Genomic DNA, 26778 nt, shown 5'->3' on the forward strand with positions numbered 1-26778 from the left:
ACTGCTGTGGGGTTCCAGGGGACTGTATTCGTCGGTGCCGGGCGCACAATAGTCACCCGAGGTAAACCTTTACCGGCCACCTATATTTGCCGAAATATGGCTTGACGGCGGGGTACAATAAACCCGCATGCGGATTTCCGTTGCGGGCGCTTCCCATCGCCGGGGCGTGCCCGGGAGCATCCGGCATGCGGCCTTTGCGGCGCTCGGTCATGTGCAAGACGGGTAGCTGGGCCTGTGGAGCGCGTGCAGCCCTCCTCGCCTCGGCATGCCTTCTCTCCACGCCATGTACCTGCTGCTGAGTCCGCCTGCCAGATGATTGGAAGCAACAACGAAAATCCCATCACGCCAATATCCCGGCGATCGCCGGGGCCTGTATACCTATATGAGAGGAGAGGGGTATATGGCGCGTAAGTTTAAGTCTATGGACGGCAACGAGGCGGCCGCATATGTTTCGTATGCGTACACCGAGGTAGCGGGAATTTATCCCATTACGCCGTCCAGCCCGATGGCCGACCATGTCGACCAGTGGGCGGCCCAGGGTCGCAAGAACATCTTCGGCACCCCGGTCAAGGTCGTCGAGATGGAGTCTGAGGCAGGTGCAGCCGGTACCGTTCACGGTTCGCTGGGTGCCGGTGCTCTGACCACCACCTACACGGCTTCTCAGGGTCTGCTCCTGATGATCCCGAACATGTACAAGATCGCAGGCGAGCAGCTCCCGGGCGTTTTCCACGTCTCCGCGCGTTGCGTCGCTTCGCACGCCCTGAACATCTTTGGCGATCACTCCGACGTCATGGCCTGTCGCCAGACCGGTTTCGCCATGCTCGCCGAGGGCAACGTCCAGGAGGTCATGGATCTCTCGCCGGTGGCTCACCTTGCCGCCATCGAGGGCAAGACCCCGTTCCTTAACTTCTTCGACGGCTTCCGCACTAGCCACGAGATCCAGAAGGTCGCCATGTGGGACTACAAGGATCTTGCCGAGATGTGCGACATGGACGCCGTCCAGGCTTTCCGCGACCACGCGCTCAACCCTGAGCACCCGCACACCCGCGGCAGCCACGAGAACGGTGACATCTTCTTCCAGAACCGCGAGGCCTGCAACAAGGTCTACGACGAGCTTCCCGCCGTCGTCGAGGGCTACATGAAGAAGATCAACGAGAAGCTCGGCACCGATTACGGCCTATTCAACTACTACGGCGCTCCCGATGCCGATCGTGTCGTCGTGTGCATGGGCTCCTTCTGCGACGTGCTCGAGGAAGTCATCGACTACCTCAACGCTCACGGCGAGAAGGTCGGCCTGGTCAAGGTCCGCCTGTTCCGTCCGTTCTCCATCAAGCACTTTGTCGACGTTCTCCCCGAGACCGTCAAAAAGATCGCCGTCATGGACCGCACCAAGGAGCCGGGTTCCATCGGCGAGCCGCTCTACCAGGACGTCGTCTCCGCTCTCTACGAGGCTGGCAAGACGGGCATCAAGGTCGTCGGTGGCCGTTACGGCCTGGGCAGCAAGGACACGCCTCCCGCGTCCGCGTTCGCTGTCTTCGAGGAGCTCAAGAAGGACGAGCCCAAGCGCGAGTTCACCATCGGCATCGTCGATGACGTGACCAACCTGAGCCTGCCCGAGGCCGAGGATGCGCCCAACACCGCAGCCCCCGGCACCATCGAGTGCAAGTTCTGGGGTCTGGGTGGCGACGGTACCGTCGGCGCCAACAAGAACTCGATCAAGATTATCGGCGACCACACCGACAAGTACGTCCAGGCCTACTTCCAGTACGACTCCAAGAAGACCGGCGGCGTCACCGTCTCGCACCTGCGCTTTGGTGATTCCCCGATCCGTTCGCCGTACTACGTGACCAAGGCCGACTTTGTCGCTTGCCACAACCCCAGCTACATCGTTAAGGGCTTCAAGATGGTCCGCGACGTCAAGCCGGGCGGCACCTTCCTGGTCAACTGCCAGTGGAGCGACGAGGAGTTCGCCGAGCACATGCCCGCCGTGGCCAAGCGCTACATCGCGAACAACAACGTCAACGTCTACCTGATCGACGCTATCGACCTGGCCGCCAAGGTCGGCATGGGCAAGCGCACCAACACGGTGCTCCAGTCCGCCTTCTTCGCGCTGGCCAAGGTCCTGCCCGCCGAGGACGCCCTGCAGTACATGAAGGACGCGGCTACCAAGTCCTACATGAAGAAGGGCCAGGCCATCGTCGACGCCAACCATAAGGCCATCGATGCCGGCGCTACCGCCTTCCGTAAGTTCGAGGTTCCGGCCGACTGGGCAACTGCCGAGGATGCCGCTCCCGTCGAGCTCTCCGAGGAGACCAAGTCCGCCATTGCCCAGCAGGTCAAGAACCTGCTCGAGCCCATCGATCGCATGGATGGCGACAGCCTGCCCGTTTCCGCCTTCGTCGATTGTGCCGACGGCCAGTTTGAGCTGGGCGCCTCCGCATACGAGAAGCGCGGCGTCGCCGTGGTCGTTCCTCACTGGGACGAGACCAAGTGCATCCAGTGCAACCAGTGCGCCTATGTGTGCCCGCATGCCACCATCCGTCCGTTCGCGATGACCGAGGACGAGGCTGCCGCCGCGCCCGAGGCTACCCGCACGCTCGACGCCATGGGCCCCAAGGCCAAGGGCATGAAGTTCACCATGGCCGTGTCCCCGCTCGACTGCATGGGCTGCACCAACTGCGTCAAGGTCTGCCCCAAGGGCGCCCTCGAGATGGTTCCCACCGAGCAGGAGATGGATCAGCAGCCCGTTTGGGACTATATGGTCGAGAACGTCTCCGAGAAGAAGGAGCTCATCGCGGCCAACGTCAAGGGCAGCCAGTTTAAGCAGCCCTACCTGGAGTTCTCCGGCTCCTGCGCCGGCTGCGCCGAGACCGCCTATGCACGTCTGGTGACCCAGGTTGCCGGCGACCGCATGTTCATCTCCAACGCCACCGGCTGCTCCTCCATTTGGGGCAACCCCGCTGCCACCGCTCCTTACTGCAAGGACAAGGACGGTCACGGCCCGGCGTGGAATAACTCCCTGTTCGAGGACAATGCCGAGCACGGTCTGGGCATGGCCGTCGGTTACGAGGCCGTCCAGAAGAAGCTGATCGCCGCTACCCAGGACATCATCGCTGCCGATGGCCCGTCCGATGAGCTCAAGGCTGCCGGCCAGGCTTGGATCGACTCCGTCAACGACGCCGAGGCTTCCAAGACCGCTGCCGCTGCCTACGTTGCCGAGCTCGAGAAGTGCGGCTGCGACGCTTCCAAGGCGATCCTCGCCGACAAGGCTTACCTCACCAAGAAGTCCTTCTGGATCTTCGGCGGCGACGGTTGGGCCTACGACATCGGCTTCGGTGGCCTGGACCACGTCCTGGCTTCCGGCCACAACGTCAACGTCTTCGTCTTCGACACCGAGGTTTACTCCAACACCGGTGGTCAGGCCTCCAAGGCCTCGAACCTGGGCCAGGTCGCTCAGTTCGCCGCTGCCGGTAAGGTGACCAAGAAGAAGTCCCTGGCCGAGATTGCCATGAGCTACGGCTACGTCTACGTGGCGCAGGTCGCCATGGGCGCCAACCCGGCTCAGACCCTCAAGGCCATTCACGAGGCCGAGGCCTACGACGGCCCGTCCCTCATCATCGGCTACAGCCCCTGCGAGATGCACTCCATCAAGAAGGGCGGCATGCAGAACTGCCAGGCCGAGATGAAGAAGGCTGTCGAGTGCGGTTACTGGAACCTCTTCCGCTTCAACCCCGAGGCTGCTGCCGGCAAGAAGTTCTCGCTCGATTCCAAGGAGCCCGCGGGCGGTTATCAGGAGTTCCTGATGAACGAGGCCCGTTACGCTTCGCTGACGCGTTCCTTCCCCGAGCGCGCCGAGGAGCTCTTCAAGGAGAACGAGCAGGCCGCTATGGACCGCTATGCTCACCTGCTGAAGCTCAAGACGGTGTACAACGAGGCCTAGGTCTCTCACCGCAGGATCTGAGGGCTGACCTTCGCGGACGTCCTCGGACATGAAAGAACCCCCGCTGTGCACTACGTGCGGCGGGGGTTCTTTCGTCCTGCGGAGTGTCCGCGAAGGTTAGCCCTCAGATCCTGCTACGACTACGTCCTCGGATTGTGTGGGCGGATGAAGGACGTAGCTGGCCGGGTATTCCGTTCCCTTCGCTGTTTCGCGGCTTTGCCGCGAAACCTCGCGCCACTTTGGGGATGGATGGGGGACTTGGCTGTTGCCGCCTTTTCTGAGCCCTTCTTTATTCCTTATGCTGGATGAAAAGCCCCTTGTTTTTGCAGGGGTGCATACTCGACTTATAAGTGCATAGAATCTCGTATAGCGCGAGTAAGATATTGCGCTGTCCGTTTTGTGTTTAGCAGAGATGTAGTTTGCATAATCCAACATAATCCTCGCTTCATTTAAATAAAGTCGCACGTAAATTACGTAGATATGTCTAAGCTGGAGTTCTGTACGCTGAGCGGACAAAAACGACCGTTCACCGTTCCGCTATTTTCAAAATGAATAAAATGAGCGATAAAGAGAATATAAACCTTAATAAACTCGCGTATCGCACGGACGCGGGTTATTAATGGGTTGTAGGCCTTTTACAGAAAGGATTCCAGCAATGTCTAAGCCTCTTGGCAAGCCCGATCGTATTGTCGTCGCCCTTGGCGGCAACGCCCTCGGCAACAACCCCGTCGAGCAGATCGAGGCCGTGAGCAACACCGCTCACGCTCTCCTCGGTCTCATCGAGCAGGGCAATGAGATCATCATCACCCACGGCAACGGCCCGCAGGTCGGCATGATCCAGAACGCCTTCGCCGCTGCCCACGATGCCATCGGTACCCCCGAGATGCCGCTGCCCGAGTGCGGCGCCATGTCCCAGGGCTACATTGGTTATCACCTGCAGCAGGGCATCGGCCGCGAGATGCACAAGCGCTATAAGCGTTGGCACGCCGCCACCGTCGTCACCCAGATCGAGTGCGATCCGGATGATCCCGCGTTCAAGAACCCGACCAAGCCGATCGGCCCCTTCTACACCGAGGAGCAGGCCAAGGAGTTCATGGCCGAGGATCCCTCCAAGGTCTTCGTCGAGGATTCCGGCCGCGGCTGGCGTCGCGTCGTCGCTTCCCCCGATCCCAAGAAGATCGTCGAGGCTGACTCCATCCTCAACCTGCTCGACAACGAGTTCATCGTCATCGCCTGCGGTGGCGGCGGCATCCCCGTCGTCCGCGACTACGAGAACAAGGGCTGCTACAAGGGCGTTCCCGCCGTCATCGACAAGGACCTGGGCGGCGAGCTGCTGGCCGAGGACTGCGACGCCGACGTTCTGTTCCTGCTGACCGCCGTTGAGCATGTCGCCATCAACTTTGGCAAGCCCAACCAGGAGGAGCTCGAGGACCTCACCGCCGACGAGGCCGAGCGCCTGGCCGACGAGGGTCAGTTCGGCAAGGGTTCCATGGAGCCCAAGGTCCGCGCTGCCATCAAGTTCGCACGTTCCCGCAAGGGCCGCACCTGCATCATCGGCGCCCTGGACAAGGCCGCCGAGACCATGGCTGGCCTCTCCGGTACCCGCATTCACGAGTAGTCTCTACTCTGTTGCCTCTCTCGTGGGCGCCAGGCAAAGCGCCCGCAAACTAGCCTCTCTTCATGAGCCCCGCAGTCCGCTCCGGCTGCGGGGCTTTTGCTATTCACCTAGTCATTGGGGACATTCTTAAACGACTAGTAGTAGGCCCACATGGCTTCGACTTCGTTGAGGACCTCTACGACGCCCCAGCGGCGGGCGCTGCGGCTGGCCGAGTTGGGGTCGTAGACGCCAATCTGATTGGCATCGTCGATGCCGTAGAGCACGATGTAGTGGCCTACGTTGGTAAACGTACCGGGGCGCACTGCGGCGATGACGGGCGCACCCGAGCGAAGTGCTTGGGTAATCGATTCGCGATCGTTATAGAGCTGTGTTCCGTTGAGCCCTAGCTGCCACGCACCGCCTGTCATAAACGACCACTCGGTGGCACCAGTGGGGGCGTAGTTGCCGGCTTCGGCCAGTGCGCATATATCGACCGGCGTCTTATCGGTGTGGCCGGTCTTAAAGATATAGACCATGGTGAGGCAAGTGGGACCGCAAGCGTTTTCGCGAATAGTGCCACCGGCATAGGGCAGCTCCGACCATGCGGGGTCAATTTGGTAGATGTGGGGCATGGCGCCGGCCTGCCATTGCGAGCGTGGGGTCGAGAACGCAAAGGAGTAACCGGGCGCGACGGGAGCTTTAAGCAGCTTGTCCTCGGCAGTGGGCTCAAGACCGGCTGATCCGTGGGAGATACAGGATCCCAAAAACACAAAGACGAGGCAGGCGGCGATGGAGCAAAGCGCAAGGCGTAGGCGGCGGGTCGGAAGCGCGTGGCTTGTGGTGTGCGACGCGGGGTGAGGGGCGGAATTGCCGCGATCGCGTTGAGGTCGCGAAAAGGAGCGCTTGACGTAGTAGTCGGTCTTACGGCGATCGTAGCGGCGTGGTTGCAATGTGTCGGTCTGACGTTGGCGTGTGCTCGTGCTCACACGGTCTGACTGCTGCGCGGTACGGCTTTGTTGCCGCGAAGAAGCCCCGGGCTGCTCTTGGGGGCGCTGCGGGTTGTCGTTGTCGGAGGTGCTTCTGGGCGTTGGCGTGGTGCGGCCGGCAAGGCGCACGCTTTGTGGCCGTTGGCCGCCGTCATTGTATCCGTATGCCATTCGAATCACCTTGCCTCATGTGTAACTTGTCTATCCTACATAAAAAGATGCACGACACATGGGTATGTGCGCCAAAAGCCTGACAAATGGTATGAACGTTGCCGCGCCGCGCGCCAAGCGTCACGGCAACAGGTATTCAAAAGCAGACAAGATGAAGGCGTCCAAGACGAATGACGTCTCCCGCCGTTCGTCCCAAAAACAGCGCCGCTCGTTTTGCAGTTCTGCCTTCGGTCGAGCTGCGAGCGGCGCTGCTGCGCCAAGGCCGTATCTTAAAGCCATGGAATAAAAGCGCGCGGCAAAACGGACCGCGCAAGGGGTGACGCCAAGGGCGTCAAATAGGAAAGGAGGGGAACAATGGCGGACAAGAACGCAGAAGTTGCAGTCGAGGATAACGGCGGCATGAAGAAAACGCTCTCGCTCTGGAACTTCTTCACCATCGGTTTCGGTGCCATCATCGGTACCGGTTGGGTTCTGCAGGTCGGTGACTGGATGGTCGTGGGCGGCGGTCCCGTTCCCGCTATGATCGCATTCCTCTTGGGTGCAATCTTCCTCGTGCCCGTCGGAGCTGTTTTCGGTGAGCTCACGGCTGCTATCCCCATCTCGGGCGGCATCGTCGAGTATGTCGATCGTAGCTTTGGCCGTACGCTGAGCTACATCACCGGATGGCTTTTGGCCCTGGGCAACGGCATCCTGTGCCCGTGGGAGGCCATTGCCATTTCGACCCTCGTGTCCGAGATGTTCGGTAGCCTGCCCGGCCTTGAGTGGCTGCGCGCCATCAAGCTCTACACCATCCTGGGGGCCGACGTTTACCTGTTTCCGACGCTGATCGCGCTCGGCTTTGCAGTCTACGTCATCTTCCTCAACTTCCGCGGTGCCAGCTCGGCCGCCAAACTCCAGGCCTTCCTGACCAAGGCTCTGCTCTGCGGCATGCTGCTCGCCATGGGCGTCTCGCTGTTCACCGGCTCGCCGGACAACGCCATGCCCGTGTTCTCCCAGGTCACCGGCGCTGGCGGCGGCAAGGCCGCTACCGAGAGCACCAGCCTGTTTGCCGGCATCGTGTCGGTCCTGGTTCTGACCCCGTTCTTCTACGCCGGCTTCGACACCATTCCTCAGCAGGCTGAGGAAGCAGCCGAGGGCCTCAACTGGAACAAGTTCGGCAAGATCATCTCCCTGGCCCTGCTGGCCGCTGGCGGCTTCTACATGGTCTGCATCTACTCGTTTGGCACCATCCTCGACTGGCATGAGTTTGTTAAGAGCCCGGTTCCCGCGCTTGCCTGCCTCAAGGGCATCAACATGCTTCTGTACCTGGCCATGCTCGTCATCGCCACGCTTGGACCCATGGGTCCGATGAACTCCTTCTACGGCGCCACGAGCCGCATCATGCTCGCCATGGGCCGCAAGGGCCAGCTGCCCGAGCAGTTCGCCGAGGTCGACCCCAAGTCCGGCGCTCCCAAGCTCGCCTGCGTCGTTCTGGGCGTCATCACCGTCGTCGGTCCGTTCCTGGGCAAGAACATGCTCATCCCTCTGACCAACGTGTCGGCTCTCGCCTTCATCTTCTCCTGCGGCATGGTCGCCCTCGCTTGCCTGCGTATGCGCTTCACCGAGCCCGACCTGCCTCGTCCCTACGAGGTGCCCGGCGGCAAGTTTGGCATCGGCCTCGCTATCGCTGCCTGCGCCATCATCATCGGCCTGCTCGTGATTCCGTTCTCTCCCGCCTCCCTCAACATGGTGGAGTGGAGCATCGTGATCGGTTGGTTGGCTATTGGCCTGGCCCTCATGGCTTTCACCAATTCCCGCAAAAAGTAACGCCTAGCCGGGGCGGATCAGGTGCGCGGGACCCTCTCTTCCGCGCACCGAACCCGGCGCCACTTGGGTAGCTTTGTGAGGCCTTAACCCAACACGGCCTCGCCCACTATATGGATCCATAAGGAGGAACCATGTCCACTAAGTATGCAATCGTTGGCGGTAAGCTCATCGACGGTACCGGTGCCGAGCCGGTCGAGAACTCCCTCGTTCTCGTCGACGACAACGGCAAGATCGAGTACGCCGGTGCTATGCAGGACCTTCCCGAGGGCGTTGAGGTTATCGACGCCGCCGGCAAGACCGTCCTTCCCGGCCTGATCGACACCCACCTGCACTTCTCGGGCAACTTGACCGACGATGACACCGACTGGGTCATGCAGCCGCTCCTCGAGAAGCAGGCTGTCGCAGTCAAGCAGGCCTACGACTGCCTCACCCACGGCCTCACCACCGTCTGCGAGATCGGCCGCTTTGGTATCCAGATCCGTGACTGCATCGACAAGGGCGTCTTCAAGGGCCCGCGCGTTCTGGCCACCGGCCTTGGCTTCTGCCGCGTTGCCGGCCACGGCGACTCTCACCACTGCAGCCAGGAGCTCAACAAGGAATCGCACCCCTGGGGCGATCAGGTCGACGGTCCTTGGGATCTGCGCAAGGCCGTCCGTCGTCGCCTGCGCGAGAACCCCGATGCCATCAAGATCTGGGCTACCGGTGGCGGCATCTGGCGCTGGGACTCCGGCCGCGACCAGCACTACTGCTCCGAGGAGATTCAGGCCGTGGTCGAAGAGGCCAAGATGGTCGGCATCCCCGTGTGGAGCCACTGCTACAACAACCACGCCGCTGCCTACGATTCCGTTCGCTTTGGCTGCGAGCAGCTGATTCACGGCTTTGATATCGATGAGCGCACCATGGACCTCATGGCCGAGCAGGGCACCTTCTTCACTCCGACGATCGCCTTCCTGCCCACCTGGTACGCCACCTATCCGCCCGTCTACGTTCCCGAGCTGCACGACAAGTACGAGGGCACCCTGGTCGAGAAGGAGCTGCAGCGCAACTACGACTGCCTGCGCGAGGCCAAGAAGCGCGGCGTCGTCATGACGATCGGCTCCGACTCCTTCTCCTTCGTCACCCCGTACGGCACCTGCTCCATCGAGGAGATGTACGAGTTCGTCGACAAGATCGGCTTTACTCCGGTCGAGACCATCACCTGCGCCACCCTCAACGGTGCCAAGATGTGCCACATCGAGGACGAGACCGGTTCCATCGAGGCCGGCAAGTGCGCCGACCTGCTGGTCGTCAACGGTGACGTCGCCGCCGACATCCACGTGCTCAACACCGACAACATGGACGTCATCATGAAGGACGGCTGGATTGTCGAGGCCGGTACCTTCGGCGAGGCAAACAAGTACAGCGCCTAAGCTACCGTTCATCGATGGCTTGATGTAAAACACAGTATTTGATTGCATAATGCAATGGAGAGGGTCGCTTGCGGCCCTCTTTATTGCTATGGGGTGCGTCAGTAAGAAGGGGATGACAGTGGATCTCAATAGGCTGATTCTGGGCAAGAGCTACAACTCTACCAAGGTCTTTCGTACCGCTCAGCATGTGGTTCAAGCCATCTTGCTCGGTATTGTCGTTCCACTGCTTATCCTGCTGCTCATCTGGGATCTAACCGATAATCCCAATCCCGTTCCGGCCGTTGTCGTCATTGCCGGCTTGGTCATGCTGTGCTTCTTCTTCTCGTACGTCTTTGTCGTTCCCGACGACCTCACATCGAGCGCAACCGACCGCACGCTCGCCATCGCATCAAAAATATTCGCCTACACGTCGCGCGGCCTTACGCCCGAAGCTGCTCTGGGCGCCTCTAAGATCATCCTGTCCGAAACTATCGCCTCTGCCATCTGCTTTACCGACGGCAGGCAGGTGTTGGCGAGCTGGGGCGAGGACTCGGCAAAATGCCCCGCGGGCACCCCGGTGGTACTGCGGACTACGCTCAACGTAATCAACAGCGGTGAGCAAAGCGTGTTCTCGCGCGATGCCTCGACCGAGACAGGTGGCTACTTTCCGCGCCTGCGCGCCGGTATTGTCGCACCGCTTACCGTGCGCGGGCATTGCGTGGGCACGCTCGAGCTGTATTATCCCCGTCTGAGCAGCATCGATATGCGCCAGACGGCGCTTGCCTCGGGCTTTGCCGACCTCATTTCCACGCAGCTTGCGAGCTTTGAGCTCGAGCGCCAGGACGAGCTTACGGCCCGCGTGGAGCTGCGCGCCTTGCAATCGCAAGTCGATCCTCATTTTCTATTCAATACCATTAGCACGATCGTGTCGCTCGTTCGAACCGAGCCCGACAAGGCGCGATCGCTGCTGATCGACTTCTCCAACTACTACCGTCAGACGCTTTCTGATTCCGATACCCTCACAACGCTCGAGCACGAGGTGGAACAGGGCACTCGCTATATCAATCTTATGCAGGCTCGTTATGGCGACGGCCGTCTGCGCGTCTCGGTCGATATCGACTTTGAGGTGCGCGATTGCATGGTGCCGCCGTTTATCTTGCAGCCGTTGCTCGAAAACTGCATCAAGCATGCGCAGCGCGAGACCGAGCCGCTTTCTATTCATGTTAGGGCTTTCGAGACCGATGACGGTTTGGAGATCATCGTCGAGGACGATGGCATCGGTATGAGCGAAGAGGTCTGCGCGCATCTGTTTGAGCAACATCGCCTGGAGGAGCCCGAGAGCATTACCGCCGACGGCTCCGTCAAGCGAGGTTGCGGCCTGGCGCTCTTCAACGTGCTTCAGCGCATCCATTTCTTTTACGGAGAAGATTCCGGCATGCGCGTGAAGTCCCAGGAGGGCGTGGGAACGCAGGTCATCGTCGAGCTGAACGGCGAGCCGCATGAGCCCGCGCCGTTGACGGCGTAGCACGCGGTTGGATTGAGAGAAAAAGAGGGGAAGCACATATGTCCGAAGGCTGGAACATCTTGGTGGTTGATGACGAACCTCCCATTAGGGCTGAGCTACGCTATCTGTTGGAAAAGGATACGCGTGTGGGCCAGATTGCCGAGGCGGGCAATGTCACCGAAGCCGTGGAGTCGATTCTGTCGAACAAGCCCGACGTGCTGTTTTTAGACATTACCATGCCCGGTCGCTCGGGAATTGAGCTTGCCGAGACGCTGCAGAACCTAAAGACGCCGCCGGTGGTTGTGTTTGTGACGGCGTTTGCCGAGTATGCGGCTGATGCCTATAACCTCGATGCCGTCGATTATGTCGTCAAGCCGGTCGAGGACGCACGCCTGTCAAAGGCACTCGACAAGATCGAGGCAGCCTTGGGTGTCCGTCGTGTTATCCACGCTCCGCGCCAGCCTTTGCGTCTGACGGTGGACCGCGGGGGCAAAAAGGTGTTCATTCCCGCCGCAGACGTCTGCTACTTTGAGGCGCGTGCCGATTTTTGCAATGCCATCTGCGCCGAGGGAACGTACCTGATCAATGAGTCGATCTCTTCGCTCGAGCGTCGCTTGGTCTCCGAGGGCTTTATTCGCGTTCATCGCAGCTATCTGGTCAATTTGGAAGACGTGCACAATGTTGAGATTGGCTCCACGGGGTTGATGGAGCTCAGGCTTGACCGCGTGAGCTCGACGGTGCCGGTGTCCCGTCGTCGTGCCGCCGAGGTTAAAGCACACTTGGGGCTTGCGTAGACGGTCTGCGTGCCGTCGTTTACCATAGCAGGTTTGGCATGGGCGCGCGGTGGGCATAATGGGTGGCATCGAATGAAATCGAAAGGATCATTATGCCCGCGCTTATCACCCATCATCTGTTTGGCGAGGAAAGCATCGACCGTCTTCCGCAGGGCGTCATCACGTCCGATGAAGAGCGCATTGCCTTTATCTTGGGCAACCAAGGCCCCGACCCGTTTTTCTTTCACATTCTGACACCGCGTGTTTCCGACTGCACGCTGCTGGCGCAGGTCATGCATCGGTCGCGCATGTCTCGCCAGTTCGCGTGCCTGCGCGACGGCGTGTCGCATCTGCTGCCGCGCGACGCCAGCTTGGGTCGCGCCTTTGCGCTGGGCCTGCTGTCTCATTACGTGCTCGACCGCAACGCCCATCCTTTTGTCTATGAGCAGCAGTTTGGCATTGTCGAGTCCGATTCAGAGCTTGAGGATTCGAGCAGTCAGGTCCATGCCGTGATCGAGAGCGACCTGGATGTGCTGATGCTGCAGCTTAACCGCGATGGCGCTACGGTTGACGATTACCCGCCGGCGGGCGAGATCGTCACCACTGATCGCATCAATCGCGTGGCCGGCGTGCTGATGAGCTATGTTGCCGGACGCGTGTACGGCATTGACATTCCGGCGGGGGAGTACGGTGCTGCCGTTGCCAATATGCAGCGACTTTACCGCGCGATTGAGCCGGCCGGCTCCGCAAAGACGCGCGCGATCTCGCTGGTTGAGGGCTTGGTGCACGATTACTCGCTGCTCGACGGCCTTGCTCATCGCGTGACGACGGAGTTGCCCGAGCGCACCGGTAACCTGGGCCATCTGACATGGAAGAATCCCTTTACCGACGAGGTCTCGAACGAGAGTTTCCCCGAGGTCTTTGATCGCGCGCTGGGCGATTACGAGTGCACGGTCGCACGTTTTATCGAGACCGGTGACATGGATGCCGTGACCAGTCACGTCAACTACAGCGGTCGCGTGCTCAATGCCGATGAGGAGTTCGACCGCGAGGAATAGGGCCCGTGCGTGCCCCTTTGCCGAATCCTTACCGGCGGTTCTGGACAATTGGGGTACGATGAACTAACTGCATATCGGGCGAATACGAAGGGTCCCTGTCCATGAAATACACCAAGCTCGAGCGTAACTGGGTTATGTATGATGTGGGCAATTCGGCCCTCGTGCTGCTCAATACCTCGGTGGTGCCCATTTACTTTAACGCCATCAATACCGGCGCTTCCTCGGCCGACCTGGTGGTCGCCTGGGGCAATGCACAGACGATCGCCTCGCTGGTCATCGCCATGCTCATGCCCATTCTGGGCGCACTTGCCGACTACGCTGGCAACAAAATCAAGTTCTTCTTGGGCTTTTTCCTCACGGGCCTGGTTCTTTGCCTGGCGCAGGCTATCCCAATGTCCGCCATGGCATTTTTGACCGTGTACGTGCTGTGCACCATCGGCCTTAACTCTTCTATGACGTTCTACGACGCCATGCTGCCCGACGTTACCACCGACGAGCGCATGGACGCCGTGTCCAGCTCGGGTTATGCCTGGGGCTACATCGGTTCCACCGTGCCGTTCGTCATCTGCCTGGCGCTCATCATGGGTGGCCCCGCTCTTGGCGTCCCCACCATGCTGGCAACGCGTCTGTCTTTTATCATCACTGGTGCCTGGTGGCTCATCTTTACCCTGCCGCTCATTCACACCTATAAGCAAAAGTATGGTCGTGAGCGCGGTCCCGAGGACACCATCGGCCACATCGTTGGCGGTGTGTTCTCCGAGGTCGGACACACCATGCGCGAGATCGCCCACAACAAGACCGTGCTGGTCTACATGATTGCGTTCTTCTTCTATATCGATGGCGTCCACACGGTCATTTCCATGGCTACCAGCTACGGCTCGGCTTTGGGCATCGATTCGACCCAGCTGGTACTGGCGCTGCTCGTTACGCAGTTCGTGGCCTTTCCGTCCGCCATCATCTACGGCAAGCTCGCCGGACGCGTGGGCACGCTCAACATGATCCTGGTGGCGGTCGCCGCCTACATGGGCATTGTGCTGTTCGCCGCGTTCTTCCTAAAGACCGCCTTTGAGTTCTGGGTGCTTGCCATTATGGTCGGCCTGTTCCAGGGCGGCGTGCAGGCGCTCAGCCGTAGCTACTTTGGTCGCATTATCCCCAAGGAAAAGTCCAACGAGTACTACGGCTTCTTTGACATCTTTGGTCGTTATGCAAGCGTCATGGGTACCTTCCTAGTGTCGGTCGTTACCTCGCTGACCGGCAACCCGTCGCTGGGCGTCCTTTCTATTGGCGTGCTGCTGATCGTTGGCTTTATGCTGCTGGTTCGCCTGTCCCGCATGACTCGGGCAGCAGAGCATGCCGCATAGGAGCGAGCGGCTATTGTGCCTGTCCACGGTACTCTTTTGGGGTTATCCGCAATAAACATTGCGACTTGCGAGCAATGATTTGCCCAAGTGGGTATGATGGAATCAGCTAGGTCGCGGGGCGTCGCCTGTGTTTGGCGGCGTCCCGTTTTTGTGTTGCAGGGAGGGTAAGGCATGAACGCCACAGTCGTGATTCCAACGTATTGGGCGGGCGATGACGCTTGCGCAAACGCCCCTGGCACCTATGACCATTCGACGCGACTCAACTCCGACAATCCCGAACTCGACCGCTGTCTGGCCTCGCTTGAGCAGGTACGTGACATCCCGCGCATCATCCTTTTGGTGGTCTGTCCCGTTTCTGCCACAGCCGATGTGTCGCTGCGCGTGCGCGAGATTGTCGACGCGCATCCCACGCTCAAGGTCACCGTTGTCACCAACACCCAGGCCTCGCGCATCGCAGACCGGGTTGCTCAGATCGCGCCCAAGGGTTCGGGCGAGTGCGTGAGCCTGCGAGGCTACGGTGCCATCCGCAACATGGGGCTAGCCTGTGCCGCTGTGCTGGGTCATGACGCGGTTATCTTTTTGGATGACGATGAGACTGTCATCGACGCCGACTTTATGAAGCGCGCGACCTATGCGTTGGGGCAGCAGACGCGTCAGGGCTTGCCGATCTTGGTCAAGAGCGGCTATTTCTACGATCGCGACGGCTCGCCGCTGGCTCCCACGGACAAGGCGGGCATCTGCCATCGTTGGTGGACCAAGCGCATCGAGTTCAACCGTTGGATGAAAAAGGCGCTCTCGGGCACCCGCATCTCGCGATCCAACTACGTGTGCGGCGGCCTGATGGCCCTGCACGCCCGCGCCTTTACGCGTGTAGCCTTTGACCCGTTTATCACCCGCGGCGAGGACTTGGATTACCTCTTTAACATGCGCATGTTTGGCTACGACGTGTGGTTCGATAACGAGTGGACCGTGCGCCATCTGCCTCCGGAGTCCGAAAAGCGCTCACCGCGCTTTATGCAGGATGTATACCGTTGGTACTACGAACGGGCCAAGTTGACATTCGCCGCGCATCAAAAGGAGCTCATTCCCGTTACGGCGGCATCGCTCATGCCCTACCCGGGCCCGTGGATTTCGCGCGAGCTCGACGACCGCGTGCGCAAGACCGCTATGGTCCGCAGCGTGTTTACCCGCGAGCATGAGGGCTACCTGCGCATTTGGCGCCATGGTATCGGCGAGGCAAAGGCCTATGCGCGCCAAAACGCTGCAAGCTACCTGCGTTTCCAGAGCTTTTGGCCCAAGATCATGGACGGGCTTTGGCGTGACGCACAACTGATCAGTATCCTGGAGGGGGCCGAATGATCGACCGCCGCGCCCAGCGCGATAGTTCAATATCAATCTTTCGCATCATTGCCGTCGCCTGCGCCATTTGCGTGCTGGTGTACTTTATTTTTGCCTTGGTGACCGGTATCGAGCCGATCGCCACGGTGATTGCCTGCGCGCTGCTATGCATCTTTCTGTGCATCTTTATCTTTTTGACGCTCAATCCCGATTCGGTGCGTTCCCAGTACACCGAGGAGACGCTCTCGGTGGCCTCGGCCATGCTCGAGGACATTAAGGGCGGTCTGACGCAGGAGTCGGCACGTTTGGTGTGCCGGCGCATTTTGCCCGAGACGCGCGCCATGACGGTGGCCATCACCGACGAGGACAACGTGCTTGCCTGCGCGGGCGAGTTTGAGGAAAAACTGCTGCCCGATACTCCCATCCACACGCTTGCCACACGCTACGTTATCGAACATGGCATCGTGCAGTCGTTCAACCGTATGGTGGATGTCGTGGGCTCGGACGGCTCGCACAACCAAGTCCCCGCCGGCATTATCGCCCCCATCAAGGTGGGCGATCGTACCGTCGGCACGCTCAAGTTCTACTACAAGACCCCGCGCGCCGTCGACCGTACCCAGTATGCGCTTGCCTCGGGCTTTGCCGAGATCTTGTCCACACAGCTCGCCATCCACGAGCTCGAGGTGCAAAAGGAACTCACGGCGCGCGCCGAGGTGCGTGCGCTGCAGGCGCAGATTAACCCGCACTTCCTGTTCAACACGCTGAACACCATTGCATCGTTTACGCGCACCGACCCGCTGCGGGCCCGCGAACTGCTTCGTGAGTTCTCATCGTTCTATCGTGCCACGCTCGACAACTCGGGATCGCTTATTCCGGTCTCGCGTGAGGTCGCACAGACCAAGCGCTACCTTACCTTTGAGAAGGCCCGCTTTGGCGAGGACCGCGTGCTTGCGACGTTCGATGTGTCCGAGGACGTGGAAGATACGCTGGTGCCGGCGTTCGTGATCCAGCCGATTGTCGAGAACGCCGTACGTCATGGTATGGGCGATGACGACGCCCTGAGGATCGACGTGACCGTTCACCAAGACGGCGAGGATGCAATCTTGATTGCCGTGGCCGATAATGGCGTGGGCATGGATGAGGGTACCGCCGCCAGACTGTTTGACGAGCGTTCTGCCCGTCCCGACGCCAGCTCTCCCCAGGGTGGCGGCGCCGGTGTGGCCATGCACAATATTTCGGAGCGCATCCATCGCTTTTATGGGCCGCACTCCTATACGCGTGTCGAATCGGCGCCGGGCAAGGGCACCAAAGTACTCCTTCATCTTGATTTGTCAGAGAGCATCTTCGACATTCAAGAGTAAAATAAAAGGCTACGGGCTCAACGTCATGCGACGGATGCCCGGCGTAGTTAGTTGACGAAAGGTTTTATCCCTATGCTGCGTGCGATGATTGTGGATGATGAGGCGCCGGCTCGCTCGGAGCTTCGCTTCCTGCTCGAGCAAACGGGCAAGATCGGCACGATCACGGAGGCGTCGAGCGTCCGCTCCGCCATCGAGATGCTTATGGAAAGTCGCGTGGATGTCGTGTTTCTCGATATCTCGATGCCCGGTGCCTCGGGCCTGCAACTTGCCGAGGCGCTGCATAAGCTCAAAAATCCGCCGGCGATCGTGTTTGTGACTGCGTATAGTGACCATGCGGTCGAGGCATTCGACGTGGATGCCGTCGATTATCTGATGAAGCCGGTCGAGGAAGCTCGCTTGGATCGCGCGATCGAGAAGGTCATGCAACGCACCAAGCCGGTTACGGACAGCAAGGTGACCATCGAGCGTATCCCGGTGGAAAAGGGCGGCCGCAAGGTGCTCATTCCCGTGGACGACATTCGCTTTATCATGGCCAAGGACGATTACTCCTGCATCTATACCGTCGATGATCGCTTTTTGTCGACGACCTCGCTGGCGCAGTTTGAGGCCAAACTCTGCGACTTTGGCTTCTTCCGTGTTCACCGCCGCTATATCGTCAACTTGGCGTGCGTCACGGATGTGGAGACGGTGCCCTCGGGCGCCATCCAGCTGGGCATTACGGGCGTCGACGAACGCGTGCCGGTTTCGCGCCGCCGCGTCGTGCCGCTCAAGAAGGCTCTGAGTCTCTAGCACACTGGCCCCGCAGCCCTGTAGACCCATCGTCTGCGGAGCCGTGGGGCCTTTTTGTATGTATCTGCCGAATCGTTTTTTGCGGAAGGGATCCCATGAACAGTGCAAGCGCCAAGCGTATCGACATCATCTCGGACACCCACGGCTATTTATCGCCTGCGCTCCTGGATGAGCTTGAAGGCGCAGACCTGATCATCCATGCTGGCGACCTCACGTCAGAGATGGACTACGAGCACCTATGCACCATCGCCCCCGTGCGGGCCGTACTGGGTAACAACGATTACTACCGCGACTACGGCCCCGATGTAGACCGTCTTGCGCTCTTTACCTACGAAGGCCTTAAATTCGCCGTAGCCCACTACCGCGAAGACCTTCCGGTGGGATCCGTAGACGTAGCCATCAACGGCCACACCCACGTAACCAAAGAAGCCCAAGTGGGCCGTTGCTTAGTCCTCAACCCGGGCAGCGCCAGCTACCCCAGAGGCACCCGAGGCCCCACCATGGCCAGAATGCTAGTAAAAGACGGCAAGATCCTAAGCACTAAGTTTATTGACCTAGAGTAATCACAACAAAAACGGGGGATGTAAAATCGCATCTCCCGTTTTTTATGAGCCAAAGGCGGAGTTTCAACAAGAATAATCAGACCAACCCCACCGAGGAGAACGGGGACCTCGAGCCGCGGAAGCGGCGAGGAGCAAGAACTGTTTGGACAAAGTGACGGCAGGGAGGGTCTCCGGGGCTGAGGGCGGGGGTTAAGTTTGTCGCGAGTTCCGCACGCAAAGGAAAGCACTTAATGTGCTTTCCGTCTTGCGCAGGACTGTAGAGCAGCAAACTTAACCCCCGCCCTCAGCCCCGGAGACCCTCCCGGATGACCCCGAAAAATTTTTTCAAAAAAGTTGTTGCGCGCCGGACAGACTTCTGTGTATACTAATCCCCGCAGCGCACGCGAGCGGAAACAAACGCGAACGTCTGTCTGGGGAGTTAGCTCAGTTTGGTTAGAGCGCCGGCCTGTCACGTCGGAGGTCGCGGGTTCGAGCCCCGTACTTCCCGCCAACGCAATTAAAGCCACGTCTTCGGACGTGGCTTTTTGCGTTTGATGCACTTTGTTTCGATAGAACGATCGCCCTGGTGCATCTTCGCCCAGAATCCCCGCGCCTTCGGGAACGCAAGTAAAATCTAATAAGTATATCTGTCTGAACAACAGCTTTGTTGCGCAACACCTGTTCTACGAGACAGGGGGTTAGGTTATACTAAATTGCACTGTGCGCCGCATCTGATGCATTTCGCTCCAAGCGCGGCACTCAGTGGATATCCGATTTACCATTTGGATGTCCTGGCGGTCATTTAGCGTCTCGACACAAGCTCGGCCCCGGAGCTCGTTCGAGCTGTTCGTATTCCTTGAAAGGGGAAAAATGGACATATCGAGGAAGACTGATTACGCCCTTCGCATGCTGGCGATGCTTGCCGAGGATCCGGAGCGTTTGCTTTCTGTTCGCACCGCTGCCGAAGAGGTCAATGTCCCGTATTCGTTTGCCCGCTCGATTCAGCACGGTTTGGTCCAGGCCGGTATTGTGGAGAGCCTGCGTGGCGTCCACGGTGGCATGCGTCTCAAGGTCAGTCCGGACGACGTCACTATCCGCCAGGTCGTCGAGGCCGTTCAGGGTCCTATGGTTATGAACGATTGCACCGCGCCCGATGGTGACTGTGCGCGCATGGGCGCGTGCTGCTATCATCCCCTGTGGGCCGGAGCCCAGGCGTTGATGCGCGACTACCTCGATTCCGTTTCGCTCGGCGACATCGTCGCTCACCGCCAGTTCCCGGCCGTCGATCCCAAGCTCGCCGACCGCGAAGCGTTTCCCGAGTACGCCACCTGCGCGTGCGCTTACCGGGAGGAATAGCGCCGCATAAGGAGCATAGCCATGATTCAGGACCCCTTTCGTTCGATGATTCGTTCGGAAGGGGTCCTGCGTTATCGCGACCTTCCGTGGCGCCGCACACGCGATCCGTACATCATTTGGCTTTCTGAGGTCATGCTGCAGCAAACGCAGGTGCCGCGTGTGGAGGCGCGCATGCCGGTGTGGCTCGATCGTTTTCCGACTGTGCAGGCGCTTGCCCAGGCCGCGCCTTCCGATGTTTTGGACGCTTGGCAGGGCATGGGCTACAACCGACGCGCTCTGGCGCTTCATGGGGCCGCTCAGCGCGTTGTAGAGGACTGGGACGGGGAGTTTCCGCGTGAGACGCGTGACTTGGTCGCTCTGCCCGGCATTGGCCCGGCAACGGCGCAGGGCATCCGTTCGTTTGCGTTTGATCTTCCAGGCGTGTATCTAGAGACCAATGTGCGCACGGTCTTTTTGCATCATTTCTTTCCCGATGTGCCGGCCGTTCCCGATCGCGAGCTGGTGCCGCTGATTCAAGCCGCCTGTCCGGCGGCCCCTGGTGCGGCGGCGGATGAGATTGCGCCCTTTGCCGTGCCTCAAGACGATGCCGACACGCCGCGCGCATGGTATTACGCGTTGCTGGATTACGGCGCGTATCTTAAAAAGACGCTGCCCAATCCGTCCAGGCGGTCGGCGGGCTATAGTCGTCAGTCCAAGTTTGAGGGCTCGCGTCGCCAAAAGCGCGCCCACATTGTGCGCATGCTGCTGGCGGCGCGCGATGGACAACCGGCAGGTATTACGCTCGATGAAGCCGTTGCAGGCGTTAACGAGATGGAGACGGCAGCCGGCCGAGAGCCGGTCGAGCGCGAGCTGGTCGCAAGCATTCTTGCCGATCTGGAGCGCGAGGGCTTTTGCGGCTCCGAGGGCGATCGTTGGCTGAGTGTGTAGCTCACTCGAATCTGAAGAACGGGATTGTAAGGTTTAAATTCTCGGCATGAGGGCATCCTTAAAGCAAGGCCGCTCAAAGTCTGTGGGCGGCATGCGTTGAAGGGAAGTACACCTATGGATTTTGAGAATTCCCAAACCAAGAAGAACCTCGAGACCGCTTTTGCCGGTGAGTCCCAGGCACACACCAAGTATCGCTACTATGCATCCAAGGCCAAAAAGGACGGCTACGTTCAGATCTCGAATATTTTTGCCGAGACGGCGGGCAACGAGTCCGAGCACGCCAAGCTGTGGTTTAAGTATCTGCACGACGGCGCCGTTCCGGGCACTCTGGACAACCTGCGCGACGCCGCTGCGGGCGAGAACTACGAGTGGACCACGATGTACGACGAGTTTGCCAAGACCGCCGAGGAGGAGGGCTTTGTCGAGATCGCCGAGAAGTTCCGTGGTGTCGCCGCCGTCGAGAAGGCCCACGAGGAGCGCTACAACAAACTCGTCGAGCGCATCGAGTCGGGCGAGGTGTTTGAGCGTGAGGGCGTGAAGGTGTGGAAGTGCCTGAACTGCGGGCACCTGCACGTTGGTGCCGAGGCGCCTGAGGTGTGCCCGGTGTGTAACCACCCGAAGGCGTACTTTGAGGAGCAGGTGGTGAACTACTAGCGCGTGGCGCTAGCGTGAGCTGGGCCGGGAGGGCCGGACTACCTTCCCTCCTCGCTCACGGCTTCGCAGGGTCGCGTTGAGGGAAGGTAGTCCGGCCCTCCCGGCCCGCTTTGGGTCGTCGCGTGCTCGCTACAGAAAAGCTGATAAAAAAGTTTGTGTGCCGCCCCTTATGGGGCGGCACGTTTTTGTGGGGGCCGGTTGGGGCGGTGACGTTGCTTAGAGGGTACACTGGGTAGCGTTGGCTATTCGTTTCCTCTTGTGAGGTGTTGGTTATGGGTAAGAAGTCTCGGGCTCGGGTTGCTGCGGCGGGGACTCGCAAGGATCCTGGTCGTCGGGTTGCCGAGGGTAAAAAGGTCGATCGTGTCGAGAAGGACAAGAAGGTTGGCGCGCATGCTCATCCTGAGTGGGCGCCTCACCTCAATACGGCTAGCGAGGATCTGACTGCTAAGTTGTTTACTCTGGTCGAGGTTATCTTGGGCGTGGTGCCCGTGGTGGTCATTGGCTTGTTCTTGGCTTCGAAAGATGCCACGAGTGTCGATAAACTCACCGATGTCTTTTCTCAGGACCCCTCGATGGTGGTTACGTTTATCTCTGCGTGCCTGCAGCCGTTTGTGGCGTACATGTTGTACATGATTTATCGCAAATACTGCGAGGGCGACGCTGGTTTTGCCGCCGGCAACCTGATCGGTCTTTTGTGCTCCGAGATCCTACTGCTCAATATCCCAGGCGTCATCGGTATGGGCATCTTGCTGTGGCGTGTTTGGCGCAACGTCGCCCCGCACTTTGAGAGCTGGTTGTTTGAGCGTCGTGCAATGGGCGTGCTGGCAGACATTGCGGGCTCGCTCGTGATTTTAGCCTTGGCGTTTATGTGCGCCACCGCCGCCCGCGGTCTCGCGGGCATGTAGTCTGTCCTCACCGACCACGGAGCGCAGGGCAACTGCTGGTTTCACCGCTCCGGACGTCAGACCCGCGGCGCATCCCTTTCCCTCTCGCTCACGGCTTCGCAGAGTCACGCGAGGCAAAGGCATGCGCCGCGGGTCTGACGACGCGGGCTTGCCAACGAGTTTTGGCTAATAGATTGGTTTGTGTGCCGCCCCTTTGGGGCGGCACTTTTTGTGTGGGGTCCCGGTCTCCACAATTTTCGTCAAGCTTTTGGTTAGATTTTGGTCAGTTGGCGTAAGGGTGGAAGGCCAAAAGATTGCTGGCGAAAAAAGCTCAGAGAAAGTGCTGGTAGGGGAGTTGTTGAGCTTTTCGACAGCTTTTGAGCAGAAGAAACTTTGTGGCTATTGCCGGCGATTGCGTTGTCGCGGTCATGGCGGTGCGGGATGCTGGTCGTAAGCGTCGAATGCTCCGATTTTGGAGGCCAGCATGGATCTGTTTCTTGAGACTCCGCAGCAACAAGCCGAGCGCATGTTGCGCCAACAGCAACGGCTTATGGAGATGCAAATGCAAGGGGTAGCCGCCCAGCCCCCTGCGCAAAATGCCACGCCTGCGGTTTCGCCTGCGGGCGGATCGGCGCCAGAGAACTATTCCGTACAACAAGATTCATATGCGCAGGAGCTTGCGTTCGACAAACGCCGCACGCGTCGTCGCCGCGTGGGCCAGCGCCTGCGCACATTGGCGATGATCGTGCTCATTCCGCTAGGACTTGCGGCGATTTTCTTGGTCTCGTATGCGCTCACCTGCATCCTCAACGGTGCTTCGCCCGGCGAAGTGCTCCAACATCTGTCAGCCCTGGGCCAGCGCCTAGGCGACGTCATGACAACCATTCGCACCGGCTGGGAGAGCTAGCGTTTTAGCGTCCGCGGCTCTAAGAGAAATTTGTCTGCAAGGCAGTGGGTGATCCGTGCGTGTGGCGGGGTAAGATTGATCGCGGTTTTGATTGATGACCGATTGAGTTTGTTGGGCGGAGTCTATGTCTGCTATTGATATCGTGCTTGTTGTGATCGCCTTGGTGGCGGTGGGGGTTGCTGTGGCTTGCGCCCTCCAGCTCAAGAGCCTGCGTGCCGAGTTGCGGGAGCGTGGCGACAGTAGCGCGGAAACGCTGGCAGCACTCGAGCAGGCCAACAACGCGCTCGATGCCCTGAACGTCGCGCTGGCCGAAACTCGCCGCACGGCCAACGCCATCGCGCAGCAGCAGACGACAGATGCGGCCGTGGGGCAGCAACGTTACCTGACCATTGCACGTGAGTTTTCGCAAGCTGGTGACCGGATGGATGACCTTCGCCGCGAGACGGCCCAACAGCTCGGTGCCAACCGCGAGGGCATCGAGCACCGCCTGGACAAGGTGCGCGAGACGGTCGATGCCCAGCTGGGTGCTATCCGCAAAGACAACAACGTGCAACTCGATCAGATGCGCGCGACGGTGGACGAGAAACTCTCCCGCACGCTCAACGATCGCCTGTCGGCATCGTTTAAGCAGGTGAGCGACCAGCTCGAGGCCGTGTACAAGGGCCTGGGCGACATGCAGTCCATCGCCACCGGCGTGGGCGACCTTAAGCGCGTGCTGGGCAACGTGAAGGCGCGTGGTATTTTGGGCGAGGTGCAGCTGGGTGCAATTCTGGCGGACATTCTTACACCCGACCAGTATCTGGAAAACGTCGCCACCAAGCCCGGCGCCTCGGAGCGCGTTGAGTTTGCCGTCAAGCTGCCGGTGGACGAGGGCGATCCCGTGCTGCTGCCGATTGACTCCAAGTTTCCGGGCGACGCGTACGAGCATTTGCTCGACGCGCAGGAGTCGGGCGATGCGGAGACCGTGGCGGCTGCGCGCAAGACGCTCGACACCATGGTCAAGCGCGAGGCCAAGGATATCTGCGAAAAGTACCTGAGTGTGCCGGCAACGACCAACTTTGGCATCATGTTCGTGCCGTTTGAAGGACTGTACGCCGAGGTCGTCAGCCGCCCCGGGCTTATCGAGACCCTGGGCCGCGACTATCACGTCAACGTTGCCGGCCCCAGCACCATGGCGGCCATTCTCAACAGCCTGCAGATGAGTTACCAAACGTTTAAGCTGCAAAAACGCACCGACGATGTACTGCGCGTGCTCTCCGCTGTCAAGGCCGAGCTGCCGCGCTATCAAAAGGCGCTGCGCCGCGCCCAGCAGCAGATCGAGACCGCGGGCAAAACGGTCGAGGGCATCATCACCACGCGCACCAACGTCATGGAGCGCAAGCTCAAGGACATCGACGCCCTGGAAGATGCCGAGGAGGCCGACGAGATCTTGGGGCTTACGTCTGCGAGCTTGCTCGCAGACCAAAAAGACGAGGACTAGCTTCATCTGACGGCGGGGCGCCTGCGCAAGCGCGGGGCGCGGGCGCTTTTCGCGTCGCACTTGCCTGAAGTGCGCTTTAGTGTGCAACAATGGCGTTTCGCCCTATCAGACGCGAAAGGAAGCCCATGTCTCAGAGAAACACCAGTCCGCTCAAACGCTCCACCGTGCGTCGCACGCTGCAGCGTTTTTGGGACGTCACGCGCACGCAGCCGCTGATCGTCTTTCTCTCGGTGTTCTCGTCGGCGGGCTACATCTTTTTGCTCACGTTTGCCAACACCTATGTGATGGCCCTCATCGTCGACCGCGTCCAGGCCGGTCCCGTGGCAGGCGACCAGGTGTTTGAGGTCTTTGGTCCTTACATTCTGGCGCTCGTGCTCGTTAACCTAGTGGGCCAAATCCTCTCCAAGCTGCAGGACTACACCGTCTACAAGCTCGAGATTGCGGGCAACTATCACCTGGCGCGCCTGTGCTTCGACACGCTCTCCAATCAATCCATGACATTTCACACCAGCCGCTTTGGCGGATCGCTTGTGAGCCAGACAAGCCGTTTTATGAGCGGCTACACGGGTCTGGTCGACGTGACGGTGTATTCGCTCATCCCCACCATCACCTCGGTCATCTGCACCGTGGCCGCACTCGCCCCGGTGGTACCGACGTTTACCGTGATCCTGGTGTGCATCATGGTCGTCTACATTGCGTTTGTCTGGCTTATGTACAAGCGCATCATGCCGCTTTCGGCCGCGACGTCCGCCGCGCAGAACAAGCTCTCGGGCGTGCTCTCCGACGCGGTCACGAACATCTTGGCCGTCAAGACCTGCGGGCGCGAGGACTTTGAACGCGATCTGTTCGACGCCGCCGATCGTGCCGCGCGCGACGCCGAGACGGTCTCGATGCACGCCATGATGCAGCGCAACTTTACGACCTCGGGCCTCATCGTCATCACCATGGCCGTGGTGAGTGTGTTCGTGGCGGGCGGCAACGCGTGGTTTGGCATTTCGGCCGGCTCGCTCGTCATGATCTTTACCTACACCTATAACCTCACCATGCGCCTGAACTACGTAAGCTCCATGATGCAGCGCATTAACCGCGCGCTGGGCGATGCGGCCGAGATGACGCGCGTGCTGGACGAGCCACGTTTGGTGGCAGATGACCCGGACGCCCCTGAGCTCAAAGTGACCGAGGGCGCGATTGATTTTGAGCACCTGAGCTTTGCGTACCGTGACGCTGCGGCGGGCGAGAGCGTGTTCGATGACCTGACACTTCATGTGGCGGCGGGCCAGCGCGTGGGCCTGGTGGGCAAATCGGGTTCGGGTAAGACGACGCTCACCAAGCTGCTGCTGCGCCTGGACGATGTTCAGGGCGGCCGCGTGCTCGTGGACGGTCAGGATGTCTCGCGCTGTACGCAGCAGAGCCTGCGCCGCCAGGTTGCCTACGTGCCGCAGGAGGCGCTGCTGTTCCACCGCTCCATTCGAGAGAATATTGCCTACGGCCGCCCCGACGCCACTGATGAGCAGATTCGCGAGGCCGCGCGCCTGGCCAACGCCCTGGAGTTTATCGACCGCTTGCCCCGTGGCTTTGACACCATGGTGGGCGAGCGCGGCGTCAAGCTCTCGGGCGGCCAGCGTCAGCGCGTGGCTATCGCCCGCGCCATCCTAACCGACGCGCCGATTCTGGTGCTCGACGAGGCGACCTCTGCCCTCGACAGCGAGTCCGAGGCGCTGGTGCAGGAGGCGCTCGAAAACCTGATGCGTGGACGTACCTCCATTGTGGTGGCGCACCGCCTGTCCACCGTGGCGGCGCTCGACCGCATTGTGGTGCTGGCCGATGGCGAGATCGTCGAGGACGGCACGCATGCGCAGCTCGTCGAGGCGGGTGGCGAGTACGCGAGCCTGTGGAGCCGTCAGACCGGCGCATTCTTGGAGGCGTAAGCGTCTCGGACGTGGGACAATTGTGCCC

General features: G+C 60.1%; 20 protein-coding genes and 1 tRNA gene. 20 read left to right on the forward strand and 1 reads right to left on the reverse strand.

What is annotated here, in order from left to right; genetic code table 11:
- Positions 1–400 precede the first annotated feature (400 nt).
- Positions 401–3940, forward strand: a complete 3540-nt coding sequence (gene nifJ / locus ABHT90_RS03525; RefSeq protein ID WP_346977128.1) for a pyruvate:ferredoxin (flavodoxin) oxidoreductase — start codon at positions 401–403, stop codon at positions 3938–3940.
- Positions 3941–4595: 655 nt separating this feature from the next.
- Complete coding sequence (gene arcC / locus ABHT90_RS03530) at positions 4596–5558, forward strand: carbamate kinase (RefSeq protein WP_006235166.1); 963 nt, start codon at positions 4596–4598, stop codon at positions 5556–5558.
- A gap of 134 nt (positions 5559–5692) precedes the next feature.
- On the opposite strand, the gene ABHT90_RS03535 is transcribed toward arcC, so the two are convergent.
- Positions 5693–6694, reverse strand: a complete 1002-nt coding sequence (locus ABHT90_RS03535) for a C39 family peptidase (protein ID WP_346981646.1) — start codon at positions 6692–6694, stop codon at positions 5693–5695.
- Positions 6695–7048: 354 nt separating this feature from the next.
- On the opposite strand from ABHT90_RS03535, the gene ABHT90_RS03540 reads away from it, so the two are divergent.
- The 18 genes from ABHT90_RS03540 (at position 7049) to ABHT90_RS03625 (ending at position 26750) form a co-directional block, all read left to right on the forward strand.
- Entirely contained in the window at positions 7049–8500 is a 1452-nt protein-coding gene (locus ABHT90_RS03540; RefSeq protein ID WP_346981648.1) for an APC family permease, read from the forward strand.
- Positions 8501–8631: 131 nt separating this feature from the next.
- Complete coding sequence (locus tag ABHT90_RS03545; RefSeq protein WP_117633809.1) at positions 8632–9909, forward strand: metal-dependent hydrolase family protein; 1278 nt, start codon at positions 8632–8634, stop codon at positions 9907–9909.
- A gap of 112 nt (positions 9910–10021) precedes the next feature.
- Positions 10022–11413, forward strand: a complete 1392-nt coding sequence (locus ABHT90_RS03550; protein ID WP_346981649.1) for a sensor histidine kinase — start codon at positions 10022–10024, stop codon at positions 11411–11413.
- Between the two features lie 38 nt (positions 11414–11451).
- Positions 11452–12186 (forward strand): LytR/AlgR family response regulator transcription factor, encoded by a 735-nt coding sequence (locus ABHT90_RS03555; RefSeq protein ID WP_195241109.1) that lies wholly within the window; start codon positions 11452–11454, stop codon positions 12184–12186.
- Positions 12187–12278: 92 nt separating this feature from the next.
- Entirely contained in the window at positions 12279–13223 is a 945-nt protein-coding gene (locus tag ABHT90_RS03560) for a zinc dependent phospholipase C family protein (protein WP_346981650.1), read from the forward strand.
- A 101-nt stretch (positions 13224–13324) separates the two neighbouring features.
- Positions 13325–14584 carry an MFS transporter gene (locus tag ABHT90_RS03565; RefSeq protein ID WP_195363431.1) on the forward strand — a complete coding sequence of 420 codons (1260 nt, stop codon included), beginning with the start codon at positions 13325–13327 and terminating at the stop codon, positions 14582–14584.
- 171 nt (positions 14585–14755) lie between these two features.
- The gene (locus tag ABHT90_RS03570; protein ID WP_346981651.1) at positions 14756–15943 is read left to right on the forward strand and encodes a glycosyltransferase; all 1188 of its coding nucleotides are present in this window, start codon (positions 14756–14758) and stop codon (positions 15941–15943) included.
- Entirely contained in the window at positions 15940–17283 is a 1344-nt protein-coding gene (locus ABHT90_RS03575) for a histidine kinase (protein ID WP_006235157.1), read from the forward strand. Before ABHT90_RS03570 ends, ABHT90_RS03575 begins: the two co-directional genes overlap by 4 nt.
- Positions 17284–17355: 72 nt before the next feature.
- The gene (locus ABHT90_RS03580) at positions 17356–18072 is read left to right on the forward strand and encodes a LytR/AlgR family response regulator transcription factor (protein WP_022094115.1); all 717 of its coding nucleotides are present in this window, start codon (positions 17356–17358) and stop codon (positions 18070–18072) included.
- A gap of 95 nt (positions 18073–18167) precedes the next feature.
- Positions 18168–18635, forward strand: coding sequence for a YfcE family phosphodiesterase (locus tag ABHT90_RS03585; protein ID WP_006235155.1), 468 nt, complete (start codon positions 18168–18170; stop codon positions 18633–18635).
- A 412-nt stretch (positions 18636–19047) separates the two neighbouring features.
- Positions 19048–19125: transfer RNA gene (locus tag ABHT90_RS03590), tRNA-Asp, on the forward strand.
- Between the two features lie 359 nt (positions 19126–19484).
- Positions 19485–19970, forward strand: a complete 486-nt coding sequence (locus tag ABHT90_RS03595) for an RrF2 family transcriptional regulator (protein WP_346981652.1) — start codon at positions 19485–19487, stop codon at positions 19968–19970.
- A gap of 21 nt (positions 19971–19991) precedes the next feature.
- Positions 19992–20897 (forward strand): HhH-GPD family protein, encoded by a 906-nt coding sequence (locus tag ABHT90_RS03600; RefSeq protein ID WP_055285277.1) that lies wholly within the window; start codon positions 19992–19994, stop codon positions 20895–20897.
- Positions 20898–21011: 114 nt separating this feature from the next.
- Positions 21012–21551: a rubrerythrin gene (gene rbr, locus ABHT90_RS03605; protein ID WP_055285276.1), complete on the forward strand. Its 540-nt coding sequence runs from the start codon at positions 21012–21014 to the stop codon at positions 21549–21551.
- A gap of 272 nt (positions 21552–21823) precedes the next feature.
- A complete protein-coding gene (locus ABHT90_RS03610; RefSeq protein ID WP_117746790.1) occupies positions 21824–22456 on the forward strand; it encodes a hypothetical protein in 633 nt (210 codons plus the stop codon).
- A gap of 463 nt (positions 22457–22919) precedes the next feature.
- Positions 22920–23342 (forward strand): hypothetical protein, encoded by a 423-nt coding sequence (locus tag ABHT90_RS03615; RefSeq protein ID WP_195625246.1) that lies wholly within the window; start codon positions 22920–22922, stop codon positions 23340–23342.
- A 124-nt stretch (positions 23343–23466) separates the two neighbouring features.
- Complete coding sequence (locus tag ABHT90_RS03620) at positions 23467–24822, forward strand: DNA recombination protein RmuC (RefSeq protein ID WP_346981653.1); 1356 nt, start codon at positions 23467–23469, stop codon at positions 24820–24822.
- Between the two features lie 125 nt (positions 24823–24947).
- Positions 24948–26750 carry an ABC transporter ATP-binding protein gene (locus ABHT90_RS03625; protein WP_346981654.1) on the forward strand — a complete coding sequence of 601 codons (1803 nt, stop codon included), beginning with the start codon at positions 24948–24950 and terminating at the stop codon, positions 26748–26750.
- Positions 26751–26778: the final 28 nt, after the last annotated feature.

It is taken from the genome of Collinsella aerofaciens (assembly GCF_039758815.1).
Taxonomy (GTDB): Bacteria; Actinomycetota; Coriobacteriia; order Coriobacteriales; family Coriobacteriaceae; genus Collinsella; species Collinsella aerofaciens_BP.

Bases quoted from the DNA above. Each gene is read 5' to 3' on its own strand.
- ABHT90_RS03575 (WP_006235157.1), top strand. From the start codon at position 15,940: ATGATCGACCGCCGCGCCCAGCGCGATAGTTCAATATCAATCTTTCGC.
- ABHT90_RS03580 (WP_022094115.1), top strand. From the start codon at position 17,356: ATGCTGCGTGCGATGATTGTGGATGATGAGGCGCCGGCTCGCTCGGAG.
- ABHT90_RS03540 (WP_346981648.1), top strand. From the start codon at position 7,049: ATGGCGGACAAGAACGCAGAAGTTGCAGTCGAGGATAACGGCGGCATG.
- ABHT90_RS03585 (WP_006235155.1), top strand. From the start codon at position 18,168: ATGAACAGTGCAAGCGCCAAGCGTATCGACATCATCTCGGACACCCAC.
- ABHT90_RS03615 (WP_195625246.1), top strand. From the start codon at position 22,920: ATGGATCTGTTTCTTGAGACTCCGCAGCAACAAGCCGAGCGCATGTTG.
- ABHT90_RS03560 (WP_346981650.1), top strand. From the start codon at position 12,279: ATGCCCGCGCTTATCACCCATCATCTGTTTGGCGAGGAAAGCATCGAC.
- ABHT90_RS03535 (WP_346981646.1), bottom strand. From the start codon at position 6,694: ATGGCATACGGATACAATGACGGCGGCCAACGGCCACAAAGCGTGCGC.
- ABHT90_RS03570 (WP_346981651.1), top strand. From the start codon at position 14,756: ATGAACGCCACAGTCGTGATTCCAACGTATTGGGCGGGCGATGACGCT.
- ABHT90_RS03620 (WP_346981653.1), top strand. From the start codon at position 23,467: ATGTCTGCTATTGATATCGTGCTTGTTGTGATCGCCTTGGTGGCGGTG.
- ABHT90_RS03545 (WP_117633809.1), top strand. From the start codon at position 8,632: ATGTCCACTAAGTATGCAATCGTTGGCGGTAAGCTCATCGACGGTACC.
- rbr (WP_055285276.1), top strand. From the start codon at position 21,012: ATGGATTTTGAGAATTCCCAAACCAAGAAGAACCTCGAGACCGCTTTT.
- ABHT90_RS03555 (WP_195241109.1), top strand. From the start codon at position 11,452: ATGTCCGAAGGCTGGAACATCTTGGTGGTTGATGACGAACCTCCCATT.
- ABHT90_RS03625 (WP_346981654.1), top strand. From the start codon at position 24,948: ATGTCTCAGAGAAACACCAGTCCGCTCAAACGCTCCACCGTGCGTCGC.
- nifJ (WP_346977128.1), top strand. From the start codon at position 401: ATGGCGCGTAAGTTTAAGTCTATGGACGGCAACGAGGCGGCCGCATAT.
- ABHT90_RS03550 (WP_346981649.1), top strand. From the start codon at position 10,022: ATGACAGTGGATCTCAATAGGCTGATTCTGGGCAAGAGCTACAACTCT.
- ABHT90_RS03610 (WP_117746790.1), top strand. From the start codon at position 21,824: ATGGGTAAGAAGTCTCGGGCTCGGGTTGCTGCGGCGGGGACTCGCAAG.
- arcC (WP_006235166.1), top strand. From the start codon at position 4,596: ATGTCTAAGCCTCTTGGCAAGCCCGATCGTATTGTCGTCGCCCTTGGC.
- ABHT90_RS03600 (WP_055285277.1), top strand. From the start codon at position 19,992: ATGATTCAGGACCCCTTTCGTTCGATGATTCGTTCGGAAGGGGTCCTG.
- ABHT90_RS03565 (WP_195363431.1), top strand. From the start codon at position 13,325: ATGAAATACACCAAGCTCGAGCGTAACTGGGTTATGTATGATGTGGGC.
- ABHT90_RS03595 (WP_346981652.1), top strand. From the start codon at position 19,485: ATGGACATATCGAGGAAGACTGATTACGCCCTTCGCATGCTGGCGATG.